Source organism: Pseudomonas sp. P106(2024), from assembly GCF_057480815.1.
On record NZ_JBLIYU010000004.1, the window covers coordinates 224,078 to 236,672 of the forward strand.

Annotated in this window: 10 protein-coding genes; 8 read left to right on the forward strand and 2 right to left on the reverse strand. The window is 64.4% G+C overall.

What is annotated here, in order from left to right:
* Nucleotides 1–114: 114 nt before the first annotated feature.
* The gene (locus AC25M7_RS09495) at nucleotides 115–1,590 is read left to right on the forward strand and encodes a helicase HerA-like domain-containing protein (RefSeq protein WP_486970970.1); all 1,476 of its coding nucleotides are present in this window, start codon (nucleotides 115–117) and stop codon (nucleotides 1,588–1,590) included.
* 84 nt (nucleotides 1,591–1,674) lie between these two features.
* Here AC25M7_RS09495 and AC25M7_RS09500 read toward each other — a convergent pair whose 3' ends face one another.
* Entirely contained in the window at nucleotides 1,675–3,147 is a 1,473-nt protein-coding gene (locus AC25M7_RS09500) for an inorganic phosphate transporter (protein ID WP_028690222.1), read from the reverse strand.
* Between the two features lie 312 nt (nucleotides 3,148–3,459).
* Nucleotides 3,460–3,660: a hypothetical protein gene (locus AC25M7_RS09505; RefSeq protein WP_028690221.1), complete on the reverse strand. Its 201-nt coding sequence runs from the start codon at nucleotides 3,658–3,660 to the stop codon at nucleotides 3,460–3,462.
* A gap of 566 nt (nucleotides 3,661–4,226) precedes the next feature.
* Between AC25M7_RS09505 and pcaR the strand changes: the two genes are divergently transcribed.
* From pcaR to AC25M7_RS09540, 7 genes are all read left to right on the forward strand, one after another.
* On the forward strand, nucleotides 4,227–5,096 hold the full coding sequence (pcaR, locus tag AC25M7_RS09510) for a pca regulon transcriptional regulator PcaR (RefSeq protein ID WP_028690220.1): 870 nt from the start codon (nucleotides 4,227–4,229) through the stop codon (nucleotides 5,094–5,096).
* 358 nt (nucleotides 5,097–5,454) lie between these two features.
* Entirely contained in the window at nucleotides 5,455–6,801 is a 1,347-nt protein-coding gene (gene pcaK / locus AC25M7_RS09515; protein WP_288519650.1) for a 4-hydroxybenzoate transporter PcaK, read from the forward strand.
* A gap of 168 nt (nucleotides 6,802–6,969) precedes the next feature.
* On the forward strand, nucleotides 6,970–7,830 hold the full coding sequence (locus AC25M7_RS09520; RefSeq protein WP_028690217.1) for a CoA transferase subunit A: 861 nt from the start codon (nucleotides 6,970–6,972) through the stop codon (nucleotides 7,828–7,830).
* Nucleotides 7,827–8,606, forward strand: coding sequence for a CoA-transferase subunit beta (locus AC25M7_RS09525; protein ID WP_028690216.1), 780 nt, complete (start codon nucleotides 7,827–7,829; stop codon nucleotides 8,604–8,606). The genes AC25M7_RS09520 and AC25M7_RS09525 overlap by 4 nt, the downstream gene beginning before the upstream one ends.
* Nucleotides 8,603–9,808 (forward strand): 3-oxoadipyl-CoA thiolase, encoded by a 1,206-nt coding sequence (pcaF, locus tag AC25M7_RS09530; RefSeq protein WP_486971002.1) that lies wholly within the window; start codon nucleotides 8,603–8,605, stop codon nucleotides 9,806–9,808. The genes AC25M7_RS09525 and pcaF overlap by 4 nt, the downstream gene beginning before the upstream one ends.
* Nucleotides 9,809–9,943: 135 nt before the next feature.
* A complete protein-coding gene (locus AC25M7_RS09535) occupies nucleotides 9,944–11,233 on the forward strand; it encodes an MFS family transporter (protein ID WP_062364114.1) in 1,290 nt (429 codons plus the stop codon).
* Between the two features lie 9 nt (nucleotides 11,234–11,242).
* Nucleotides 11,243–12,595 carry a 3-carboxy-cis,cis-muconate cycloisomerase gene (locus AC25M7_RS09540; RefSeq protein ID WP_486970971.1) on the forward strand — a complete coding sequence of 451 codons (1,353 nt, stop codon included), beginning with the start codon at nucleotides 11,243–11,245 and terminating at the stop codon, nucleotides 12,593–12,595.

Here is a 12,595-nt window from a genome sequence, read left to right on the forward strand (position 1 = left end):
AAAACAGTGCAACAATTCCCGTGGGTCCTTTTCGGGTTGTTACTGTCTTTCTGGAAGAATCAATTTGAAATATCGGCTGTCACGCGTCAGAACTTGAGCAGGGGATGAAAGAAGATGTCGGATTTCTTACGAATGGTAGTAGGAGCAGGTCCCGATGGTCAGCCGGTGTCCCAGTCCATGCGCCTGGCCAACCGGCACGGCCTGGTGGCCGGGGCCACCGGCACCGGCAAGACGGTCACCCTGCAACATCTGGCCGAACTGTTCAGCGATGCCGGGGTCGCGGTATTCGCCGCAGATGTGAAGGGCGACCTGTGCGGCCTGGGCGCGGCGGGGGCGCCCCAGGGCAAGGTGGCCGAGCGGATCGCCGGCATGCCCTGGCTGAACCACACGCCCCAGGCTTATCCGGTAAGTCTTTGGGATATCGCGGGGCAATCGGGGCATCCATTGCGCACTACCTTGAGCGAAATGGGACCGTTGTTGCTGGGCAACCTGCTGGAGCTCACCGACAGCCAGCAGGCCGCCTTGTATGCGGCGTTCAAGGTGGCCGATCGCGAAGGCCTGCTGCTGCTCGACCTGAAAGACCTCAAGGCCCTGCTCGCGCACCTGAAGGACAACCCGCAGCTGCTGGGCGAGGACAGCGCCTTGATGACCGGCGCTTCCACGCAGGCCTTGCTGCGCCGGCTGGCGACCCTGGAACAGCAGGGCGCCGAGGCGCTGTTCGGCGAGCCGGCGCTGCAACTGCAGGACCTGCTGCGCCCCGAAGGCGATGGTCGCGGGCGTATTCACCTGCTCGATGCCAGCCGCCTGGTGCATGACGCGCCCAAGGTCTACGCGACCTTCCTGTTGTGGCTGCTGGCCGAGCTGTTCGAGCAGTTGCCGGAGCGTGGCGATGCCGACAAGCCGGTGCTGGTACTGTTCTTCGACGAAGCGCACCTGCTGTTCAACGGCACCCCCAAGGCGTTGCAGGACCGCCTGGAGCAGGTGGTGCGGTTGATCCGCTCCAAGGGCGTGGGGGTGTATTTCGTCACCCAGTCACCGGGCGACCTGCCGGATGCGGTACTGGCTCAGTTGGGGCTGCGCATCCAGCATGGCCTGCGGGCATTTACCGCCAAGGAGCAGAAGTCGCTGCGCGCGGTGGCCGATGGTTTCCGTCCCAATCCGGCGTTCGACAGCCTGGCGGTGTTGACCGAGCTGGGCATTGGTGAGGCGCTGGTCGGGACGTTGGAGGAGAAGGGTACGCCGGCCATGGTCCAGCGGGTGCTGGTCGCGCCACCGCAGTCGCGGATCGGGCCATTGAGCGCAGCAGAGCGGCAGGCACTGATCGCGGCATCGCCGCTGGCAGGGCGCTATGACAAGCCGGTGGACCGTGAGTCGGCCTATGAAATGCTGACCCAGCGCAAGGGCGAGCCGGTGGAGCCCGCGCCCCAGGCCAAGGCCGACGAGGACAGCTTCGCCGACAAGGCCGGCGAGTTTCTGCAGAGCGCGGCGGGGCAGGCCATCAAGTCAGCGGTGCGCCAGGCGGCCAATCAGTTGGGGCGGCAGTTGGTGCGTGGGTTGATGGGATCGTTGCTGGGCGGGAAGAAACGTTAAACCCGTTACCCCGCGATAGGGCGCGAATGACGGATATGAAAAAGGCGCCCTGCAAAGGCGCCTTTTTCAGTACTGCATCAGCACTCAGCCAATCGCCTTGGTGGCCAGCCAGAACAGGCCAGCCGCCAGGCCCATCGTTGCCGGCAGGGTGAGCACCCAGGCCAGCAGGATGGTCTTGACGGTGCCGCCCTGCAGGCCGCTCTTGTTGGCGACCATGGTACCGGCGACACCCGACGACAGCACGTGGGTGGTGGACACCGGCAGGCTGAACACGTTGGCCATGCCGATGGCGCAGGCCGCGGTGATCTGGGCCGACATGCCCTGGGCATAGGTCATGCCCTGCTTGCCGATCTTCTCGCCGACAGTCAGTACCACGCGTTTCCAGCCGACCATGGTGCCCAGGCCCAGGGCCAGAGCGACGGCGACGATCACCCAGAACGGTGCGTACTCGGTGGTGGCGGTCAGGTCCTTGCGCAGTTTCTCCAGGTCGGCCTTTTCACGGGCCTGCAGGCCCGGCAGCTTGCCGACCTTCTTCGCCGTGTCGTCCAGGCACAGCAGGTAGCGACGTACTTCGACGCGCTTCTCGGCGCTCAGGGCGCGGTAGTCGGTCACGCCGGCCAGCGACGATTGCAGCGCGGCGATGGTTGGCTCGGTCTGCTGTGGATTGCAGCTGAACTGCTCCGGCAGGTCGCTCGCTTGCGCCTTGCCCAGCGCCAGGAACTCGCCCAGGGTGGCGGCATTGCGCTGGTAGAACTGGCTCAGGTGCAGGGTGGCGTCACGGGTACGCTCGATCTGGTAGGTGGTGCTGTTCAGGTCGAGGACGAACTTGGCGGGGACGATGCCGATCAGTACCAGCATGATCAAGCCGATGCCTTTCTGGCCATCGTTGGAGCCGTGCACGAAGCTCACGCCCATGGCCGAGATCACCAGCACCAGGCGGTTCCAGAACGGCGGGTGCTTCTTGTCGTCGAGCTTGCGGCGCTGGTCCGGGGTCTTGTGCATCTTCGACAGCGGACGCCACCATTTCAGGCCGATCAGCAGCAGGGCGGCGACAGCGAAGCCGGCCATGGGCGAAAGCACCAGGGACATGCCGATGTCGATCGCCTTCTGCCAGTTGACGCCGTCGCCCAGTGGAATGTCGCTGAGCAGGGCGTTGGCCAGGCCGACACCGAGGATCGAGCCGATCAGGGTGTGCGAGCTGGAGGCCGGGATACCGAAGTACCAGGTGCCCAGGTTCCAGGTGATGGCGGCAGCCAGCAGCGAGAAGACCATGGCCAGGCCGTGGCCGGTGTTCACGTTGATCAGCAGTTCGACCGGAAGCAGGTGGACGATGGCGTAGGCCACCCCGACACCGCCGAGCAGAACGCCGAGGAAGTTGAACACCCCGGAGAAGAACACGGCCAGGTGCGGTGGCATGGCCTTGGTATAGATGACAGTGGCTACCGCGTTGGCGGTGTCATGAAAGCCATTGATGAACTCGAATGCGAGCACGAAGGTCAGAGCGAGCGTCAGGCTCACGATAACCCAGGCATCCAGTCCGCTGAATAAATCGATCATGAAGGTTGTCTGGCGGTCTTAGGGGGGGCGGATTATGCCAGAAAACCATTGCAATCGATGCACCCGCCACTGACCGATGGCAGGGGAATGTCGACCCCATCCACGCGTCGTGCGAGTGGGCTGTTGCGAAAAAATGCCGTAAAAAATCGATAAATTTCAGAAAAATCAGCGATTTGAGACGATTTAGGCAAGTTGTCCGCAATTAAAACGCTTGTATGAAATTTGTGTGATTCCATTTCATATCGAGCAATTTTGTCCAGGATACCTCGCTGCAATCGCCATAGGGTGATGGCGCTATAGCATCGCTCAGCTTCAATCGCCGTCGCTGCGCAGTTCCTTTTCGATCTTCTCGATCTCCTGGGCGAAGGCCTGGTCGAGAATGCTGGCACGTTTACGCCAGGGTTTGCGTTCCGGGTCGGGTTGTGCGGCATAGGTGGTGACTTCACCACCGTAAACATCCTTGTAACGTTCAGCCTGGCGCTCGAGTTCGGCGCGCAGTTCTTCTTTCGTCACAGTCATACCTGAATAGTTTAAGTTGGGCGTTGGCCGTTAAATACACATGCTGAATGTGGACATACAGGCAGCGCGTACACATCGTTGCACTTGGAATGACTGGGCGTGGGAGGGCGACCTGCCGTGCACCACACGACACACCACTGCTCAAGCAGCGGGCTGGCGTCAGGAAGGCAACGAAAGTTTATCGATTGGATCCGTTATACAGCACTGACAATCAACAGTGCCGATTATAGCAATCGTCAATTCGAAGGCTATCGTTCTTTACGCGTCATTGACAATAGACCGGAAGTTATTCTGGCCAGCCAAAGTTTTGGCCTGATTGGCGTGCTGAAAGTTCCACTTGTCAGGGGGCCACTTTGACCGTTCGCTGTCAGAAATGAAAACGGCCTCGCTAGGAGGCGAGGCCGCTGCCTGGGACTTCTACGGTGGGTACCTGACCAGTCTCTCCAAAGAAGCCACATGTGGCAGGGGAAAGGTATAAGCAAACGTGTCGGCGGTCAATTGCGATTATCGGCCGTTCGTTCGATAATCGCACGAGGTAGCGATTTTTTTGAGGCATGTCCATGAGCGAAGAAACCAGCGCGCCGCCAGCAAACGAGCCCACGCGCAGTACCAGCCCCGCCCTGGCACCGCCGATCGTGGCGTCCGCGGCCAAGCGCATTCAGGCCTTCACCGGCGACCCGGACTTCATGACTTCCCTGGCCCGTGGGCTGGCAGTGATCCAGGCGTTCCAGGAGCGCAAGCGACACCTGACCATCGCGCAGATCAGCCACCGCACGGAAATACCCCGGGCGGCGGTCCGGCGTTGTCTGCATACTTTGATGAAGCTGGGTTACGCGACCACTGACGGGCGTACTTATTCGCTGTTGCCCAAGGTGTTGACCCTTGGCCATGCCTACCTGTCGTCGACGCCGTTGGCGGTATCGGCACAGCCCTACCTCGACCGGATCAGCGACCAGCTGCACGAAGCGGCCAACATGGCCACGCTGGAAGGCGACGACATTCTTTATATAGCGCGCTCGGCCACGGTCGAACGGTTGATCTCGGTCGACCTGTCCGTCGGTGGGCGGTTGCCGGCCTATTGCACCTCGATGGGGCGCATCCTCTTGGCGGCGCTCGACGATGCCAGCCTGCACGAATATCTGGATAGGGCCGACCTCAAGGCGCGGACCAGCCGTACACTGCACGACCCTGAATCGTTGTTCGCCTGCATCCAGCAGGTGCGCGAGCAGGGTTGGTGCGTGGTCGACCAGGAACTGGAGCAGGGGTTGCGTTCGATTGCCGTGCCGATCTATGACGCCTCCGGGCAGGTGCTGGCGGCGTTGAACGTGAGCACCCATGTCGGTCGGGTCAGCCGTGGCGAACTGGAGCAACGTTTCCTGCCGATCCTGCTGGCGGCCAGCCGGGACCTGTGTCACCAGTTGTTTGGCTGAACAACGTCGGGGCGCATTGCGCCCCATCGGCGGCAGACGGGCTTTCATACCGTGTGGGCTGAGCGGTCGAAGCGGCGCTGCCGTTTCCTGTTCGATAAACGCACAGTGTCGTTCCCGACGAATTGCGCCACCCACGCCTGCTGATTAATGTCTGTCGCACGAGTCGGCTTCGCCGACCGGACAATAACAACAGGCCCGAGGGCATCCCCCCATGAAGACCGTCCCTTTGCTGTCGCGGCCACACCCGCGCGCAGTGCTGCTGCCCGGCTGATCCCAGGCCGTCGTATCCAACGTTTCCTGCTCCTGCGTATCAGCGATGCGCGGTAGCCTGCCTGTGCCCAACTCCCGGATAACAACAATGAACAAGCCACAATCCGCTGTCGGCAACTGCCTCGATGTCCAGTCTCTCATCAACGACCAACCGCTGTCTCGCTATCAATGGCGGGTGGTGATCCTGTGCTTCCTGATTGTCTTCCTCGACGGCCTGGACACCGCCGCCATGGGCTTCATCGCCCCGGCGCTATCCCAGGAATGGGGCATCGACCGCGCCAGCCTCGGCCCGGTGATGAGCGCCGCGCTGATCGGCATGGTGTTCGGTGCCCTTGGGTCCGGGCCGTTGGCCGACCGCTTCGGGCGCAAGGGCGTGCTGGTGGGGGCGGTGCTGGTGTTCGGCGGTTTCAGCCTGGCCTCGGCCTACGCCAGCAATGTCGACCAGTTGCTGGTGCTGCGCTTTTTGACCGGCCTGGGCCTGGGGGCGGGCATGCCCAATGCCACTACCTTGCTTTCCGAGTACACCCCGGAACGGCTCAAGTCGCTGCTGGTGACCAGCATGTTCTGTGGCTTCAACCTGGGCATGGCCGGGGGTGGTTTCATCTCGGCCAAGCTGATCCCGGCCTACGGCTGGCATAGCCTGCTGGTGATCGGCGGGGTGCTGCCGTTGCTGCTGGCGCTGGTGTTGTTGGTCTGGTTGCCGGAGTCGGCGCGGTTCCTGGTGGTGCGCAATCGTGGCACCGAGAAGGTGCGCCGGACCCTGGCGCCGATTGCCCCGGCCCTGGTGGCCCAGGCTGCGAGCTTCAGTGTGCCTGAGCACAAAGTGGTGGCGGCGCGCAACGTGTTCGCGGTGATCTTCTCGGGCACTTATGGCCTGGGCACCGTGCTGCTGTGGCTGACCTACTTCATGGGGCTGGTGATCGTCTACCTGCTGACCAGCTGGCTGCCGACCCTGATGCGTGACAGCGGCGCGAGCATGGAGCAGGCTGCCTTCATCGGCGCATTGTTCCAGTTCGGCGGCGTGCTCAGTGCGGTGGCCGTGGGTTGGGCGATGGACCGCTTCAACCCGCACAAGGTGATCGGCATCTTCTACCTGCTGGCGGGTGTTTTCGCCTATGCCGTGGGGCAGAGCCTGGGCAACATTACCTTGCTGGCCACGCTGGTGCTGGTCGCCGGCATGTGCGTGAACGGCGCGCAGTCGGCCATGCCTTCGCTGGCAGCGCGGTTCTACCCGACCCAGGGGCGCGCCACTGGGGTGTCGTGGATGCTCGGGATCGGTCGCTTCGGCGCGATTCTCGGTGCCTGGAGCGGGGCGACGCTGCTGGGGCTGGGGTGGACTTTCGAGCAGGTACTGACCGCGCTGTTGGTGCCGGCGGCGCTGGCCACCCTGGCGGTGGTGGTCAAGGGGCTGGTAAGCCACGCCGACGCGACCTGAGACGACAGGGGCGCGCATAAATAGCAAGATAACAATCTGTTCGATAATCGCACCAAAGTGCGATTATCGGATTGTAACCACCCCGATAGCCTCCGTAATCTGGGCCCATCGCAGCGACGCAATGGCCCGCTGCTCACTGACTCGACTCGACCTGACCAGGAGTCTCCAATGGCAGCAATCCTCTCGCTTCACGAGGCCGTGAAGCAGTTCATCCAGGACGGCGACAGCGTCGCCCTCGAAGGTTTCACCCACCTGATCCCGACGGCGGCCGGTCACGAGATCATCCGCCAGGGCAAGCGCGACCTGACCCTGGTGCGCATGACCCCGGACCTGATCTACGACCAGCTGATCGGTGCCGGTTGCGCGCGCAAGCTGATCTTCTCCTGGGGTGGCAATCCCGGCGTCGGTTCGCTGCATCGCCTGCGCGACGCGGTGGAGAAGCAGTGGCCGCACGCCATCGAGATCGAAGAGCACAGCCACGCCGACCTGGCCAACGCCTATGTCGCCGGCGCCTCCGGCCTGCCGTTCGCGGTGCTGCGTGCCTACGCCGGCTCCGACCTGCCGAAGGTCAACCCGCTGATCAAGAGCGTCACCTGCCCGTTCACCGGCGAGGTGCTCGCCGCTGTGCCGTCGGTGCGTCCGGACGTCACCGTGATCCACGCGCAGAAGGCCGACCGCAAGGGCAACGTGCTGTTGTGGGGCATCCTCGGCGTGCAGAAGGAAGCGGCCCTGGCGGCCAAGCGCTGCATCGTCACCGTCGAGGAGATCGTCGATGACTTGAATGCGCCGATGAATGCCTGCGTGCTGCCGACCTGGGCGCTCAGCGCGGTGTGCCTGGTGCCCGGCGGCGCCCACCCGTCCTATGCCCACGGCTACTACGAGCGCGACAACCGCTTCTACCAGGCTTGGGACCCGATCGCCCGCAACCGCGAGTCGTTCACCGCCTGGATCGACACCTTCATCCGTGGCACCCGGGACTTCACCGAATTCCAGGCCAAGCTGGCCAGCACCGCGGAGGCCGCGCAATGAGCTATTCCACTTCCGAAATGATGACCGTCGCGGCGGCCCGCCGCCTGCGTAACGGTGCCGTGTGCTTCGTCGGCATCGGCTTGCCGTCGAAGGCCGCCAATCTGGCGCGCCTGACCTCGTCGCCCGATGTCGTGCTGATCTACGAGTCCGGCCCGATCGGTGCCAAGCCGAGTGTGTTGCCGCTGTCCATCGGTGACGGCGAGCTGGCCGAGACTGCCGACACCGTGGTGCCGACCGGCGAGATCTTCCGCTACTGGCTGCAGGGCGGGCGCATCGACGTCGGTTTCCTCGGCGCGGCCCAGGTCGACCGCTTCGGCAATATCAACACCACGGTGGTCGGCGACTACCACGCGCCGAAGACTCGCCTGCCAGGTGCCGGTGGTGCGCCGGAGATCGCCGGTTCCGCCAAGCAGGTGCTGATCATCCTCAAGCAGTCGCCACGCGCCTTCGTCGACAAGCTCGATTTCATCACCTCGGTCGGCCACGGTGAAGGTGGTGACTCGCGCAAGCACCTGGGCCTGCCCGGCGAGGGGCCGGTCGGCATCATCACCGACCTGTGCATCATGGAGCCGGAAGCGGGCACCCATGAATTCGTGGTCACGTCGATCCACCCGGGCGTAACCCGCGAGCAGATCGTTGCCGCCACTGGCTGGGCGATCCGCTTCGCCGACGACGTGCTGCAGACCGCGGCACCCAGCGATGTCGAGCTGTCCGCCCTGCGCGACCTCGAAGCGCGCACCGCCGCCGCCCATGGCCAGACGGCAGGAGAAGCCTGATGCGTGACGTCTTTATCTGCGACGCCATTCGCACCCCCATTGGCCGCTTTGGCGGCGCCCTGGCCGGCGTGCGCGCCGACGACCTGGCGGCGGTGCCGCTCAAGGCGCTGGTCGAGCGCAATCCGAAGGTGCAGTGGGAGCTGCTCGACGAAGTGTTCCTCGGTTGCGCCAACCAGGCCGGCGAGGACAACCGTAACGTGGCGCGCATGGCGCTGCTGTTGGCCGGCCTGCCGCAGAGCATTCCTGGCGTGACCCTCAATCGTCTGTGCGCCTCGGGCATGGACGCCATCGGCAGCGCGTTTCGCGCCATCGCCAGTGGCGAGATGGAGCTGGCCATCGCCGGTGGCGTCGAGTCGATGTCCCGTGCGCCGTTCGTGATGGGAAAAGCCGAAAGCGGCTACTCGCGCAACATGAAGCTCGAGGACACCACCATCGGCTGGCGCTTCGTCAATCCGTTGATGAAGGCGCAACATGGCGTGGACGCCATGCCCGAGACCGCCGACAACGTCGCTGACGATTACCAGGTGTCGCGCGCCGACCAGGACGCCTTCGCCCTGCGCAGCCAGCAAAAGGCTGCCGCCGCGCAGGCTGCTGGTTACTTCGCCGAAGAGATCGTGCCGGTGCGTATCGCCCATAAAAAAGGCGAGACCGTGGTCGAGCAGGATGAGCACCTGCGCCCGGACACCACGCTGGAGGCGCTGAACAGGCTCAAGCCGGTCAATGGCCCGGACAAGACGGTTACCGCAGGTAATGCATCGGGCGTCAACGATGGCGCCGCCGCACTGATCCTGGCCTCGGCCGATGCGGTGAAGAAACATGGCCTGACCCCACGGGCCCGGGTGCTGGGCATGGCCAGTGCCGGCGTGGCGCCACGGGTGATGGGGATCGGCCCGGTGCCGGCGGTGCGCAAGCTGACCGAACGGCTGGGTGTGGCGGTGGCGGATTTCGATGTCATCGAGCTCAACGAGGCGTTTGCCAGCCAGGGGCTTGCGGTGCTGCGCGAGCTGGGCGTGGCGGATGATGCGCCGCAGGTCAACCCTAACGGCGGTGCGATTGCCCTGGGGCATCCGCTGGGGATGAGCGGGGCGCGGTTGGTGCTGACGGCGTTGCATCAGCTGGAGAGGAGCGGTGGGCGCAAGGGGTTGGCGACCATGTGCGTCGGAGTTGGCCAAGGGTTGGCACTGGCCATCGAGCGGGTCTGAAGTTGGACGCGCGCCCTGTAGGAGCGGTCTTGTGTCGCGAAAGGCCGCTCCTACAGGGCGCCGTGTCTGACAGGGAACGAGATTGTTACTGGGTATGTCTAGACTTTGCAGTGACCTCCCAGGAGTAAAAACACCATGACTTCCAGCTATTACACCGGCGAAGAACGCAGCAAGCGGATCTTCGCCATCGTCGGCGCCTCCTCGGGCAACCTGGTGGAATGGTTCGATTTCTATGTCTACGCCTTCTGCGCGATCTACTTTGCACCGGCCTTCTTTCCCTCCGATGACCCCACCGTGCAGTTGCTCAACACGGCAGGCGTGTTCGCCGCGGGCTTTCTGATGCGCCCCATCGGTGGCTGGATCTTCGGCCGCCTGGCCGACCGGCACGGGCGCAAGAATTCGCTGATGATCTCGGTGCTGATGATGTGCGGCGGCTCGCTGATCATCGCCTGCCTGCCCACCTACGCCAGCATTGGCGCCTGGGCGCCGGCGCTGCTGCTCCTGGCGCGGCTAATCCAGGGCCTGTCGGTGGGCGGCGAGTACGGCACCACCGCCACCTACATGAGCGAAGTGGCCTTGCGCGGTCAGCGCGGCTTCTTCGCTTCGTTCCAGTACGTCACCCTGATCGGCGGCCAGTTGCTGGCGGTGCTGGTGGTGGTGATCCTGCAACAGCTGCTCACCGAGGATGAGCTGCGTGCTTATGGCTGGCGCATCCCGTTCGTGGTCGGCGCCATCGCCGCGCTGATCTCGCTGATGCTGCGCCGCTCGCTGAAGGAGACCAGCAGTGCCGAGACCCGCCAGGACAAGGAGGCCGGTACCATTCGCGGGCTTTTCCGCAACCATGCCGCCGCCTTTGTCACGGTATTGGGCTACACCGCCGGTGGCTCGCTGATCTTCTACACCTTCACCACCTACATGCAGAAGTATCTGGTCAACACCGCCGGCATGAACGCCAAGAGCGCCAGTTACGTCATGACCGGCGCGCTGTTCCTGTTCATGATCCTGCAGCCGGTGTTCGGCATGCTCTCCGACCGTATCGGTCGACGCAACTCGATGCTCCTGTTCGGCGCCCTGGGGACGATTTTCACCGTGCCGCTGCTGATGGCGCTGAAGACCGTGAGCAGTCCGTTCATGGCCTTCGTGCTGGTGACCCTGGCGCTGTGCATCGTCAGTTTCTACACCTCCATCAGCGGCCTGGTGAAGGCCGAGATGTTCCCGCCGCAGGTCCGTGCGCTGGGGGTGGGGCTGGCCTACGCGGTGGCCAACGCGGTGTTTGGCGGCTCGGCCGAATACGTGGCGCTGGGCTTGAAAACCTTAGGCATGGAGAACACCTTCTACTGGTACGTGACCGCGATGATGGCGGTGGCCTTCCTGTTCAGCCTGCGCCTGCCCAAGCAGGCGGCGTATCTGCATCACGATCATTAAGGACGTTGCATGAGCAACCAACTGTTCGACGCCTACTTCACCGCGCCGGCGATGCGCGAGATCTTCTCTGACCGCGGCCGGTTGCAGGGCATGCTCGATTTCGAGGCCGCCTTGGCCCGCGCCGAGGCCGGTGCCGGTCTAGTGCCGCACACGGCGGTGACCGCCATCGAGACGGCCTGCAAGGCCGAGCGTTATGACGTGCGTGCCTTGGCCGATGCCATCGCCACCGCTGGCAACTCGGCGATTCCGTTGGTCAAGGCCTTGGGCAAGGTGGTCGCCAGCGGCGTGCCCGAGGCCGAGCGCTACGTGCACTTGGGCGCGACCAGCCAGGATGCGATGGACAGCGGCCTGGTGCTGCAACTGCGTGACGCCCTGACGCTGATCGACCGTGACCTTGGCAAATTGGCCGACACCTTGGCTCGTCAGGCCCTGCAACATGCCGACACGCCGCTGGTGGGGCGTACCTGGCTGCAGCATGCCACGCCGGTGACGCTGGGGATGAAACTGGCCGGTGTGCTCGGCGCCCTGACCCGTCATCGCCAGCGCCTCAAGGAGCTGCGCCCGCGCCTGCTGGTACTGCAGTTTGGCGGCGCTTCGGGCAGCCTGGCGGCACTGGGCAGCAAGGCCTTGCCGGTGGCAGAAGCCCTGGCCGCGCAGTTGAAACTGTCCTTGCCCGAACAGCCGTGGCACACCCAGCGGGACCGCCTGGTGGAGTTTGCCTCGGTATTGGGCCTGGTCGCCGGCAGCCTGGGGAAGTTCGGCCGGGATGTCAGCCTGCTGATGCAGACCGAGGCGGGCGAGCTGTTCGAGCCCGCCGCGCCGGGCAAGGGCGGGTCCTCGACCATGCCGCACAAGCGTAACCCGGTGGGCGCGGCGGTGCTGATCGGTGCTGCCACCCGGGTACCGGGATTGGTCTCGACATTGTTTGCCGCGATGCCCCAGGAGCATGAGCGTAGCCTCGGCCTGTGGCACGCCGAATGGGAAACCCTGCCGGAAATCTGTTGCCTGGTCTCCGGCGCCCTGCGCCAGGCGCAGCTGATCGCCGAGGGCATGGAGGTGGACGCCGCCCGCATGCGCCGCAACCTGGATCTGACCCAGGGCCTGGTGCTGGCCGAGGCCGTCAGTATCGTGCTCGCCCAGCGCCTGGGGCGCGAGCGTGCCCATCACCTGCTGGAGCAATGCTGCCAGCGCGCCGTGGCCGAGGAGCGCCATTTGCGTGCCGTGCTGGGCGACGAGCCACAGGTCAGCGCCGGACTGTCCGCCGACGAACTCGACCGCCTGCTCGACCCGGCCCATTACCTTGGCCAGGCCCGCGTCTGGGTGGCGCGCGCCGTGGCCGAACATCAACGATTCACTGCCTGA

What these genes read in the sequence shown, in the direction of transcription:
- AC25M7_RS09495 (WP_486970970.1), top strand. Translation starts at nt 115, where the DNA reads ATGTCGGATTTCTTACGAATGGTAGTAGGAGCAGGTCCCGATGGTCAG.
- AC25M7_RS09500 (WP_028690222.1), bottom strand. Translation starts at nt 3,147, where the DNA reads ATGATCGATTTATTCAGCGGACTGGATGCCTGGGTTATCGTGAGCCTG.
- pcaR (WP_028690220.1), top strand. Translation starts at nt 4,227, where the DNA reads ATGAGCGAAGAAACCAGCGCGCCGCCAGCAAACGAGCCCACGCGCAGT.
- pcaK (WP_288519650.1), top strand. Translation starts at nt 5,455, where the DNA reads ATGAACAAGCCACAATCCGCTGTCGGCAACTGCCTCGATGTCCAGTCT.
- AC25M7_RS09520 (WP_028690217.1), top strand. Translation starts at nt 6,970, where the DNA reads ATGGCAGCAATCCTCTCGCTTCACGAGGCCGTGAAGCAGTTCATCCAG.
- AC25M7_RS09525 (WP_028690216.1), top strand. Translation starts at nt 7,827, where the DNA reads ATGAGCTATTCCACTTCCGAAATGATGACCGTCGCGGCGGCCCGCCGC.
- AC25M7_RS09535 (WP_062364114.1), top strand. Translation starts at nt 9,944, where the DNA reads ATGACTTCCAGCTATTACACCGGCGAAGAACGCAGCAAGCGGATCTTC.
- AC25M7_RS09540 (WP_486970971.1), top strand. Translation starts at nt 11,243, where the DNA reads ATGAGCAACCAACTGTTCGACGCCTACTTCACCGCGCCGGCGATGCGC.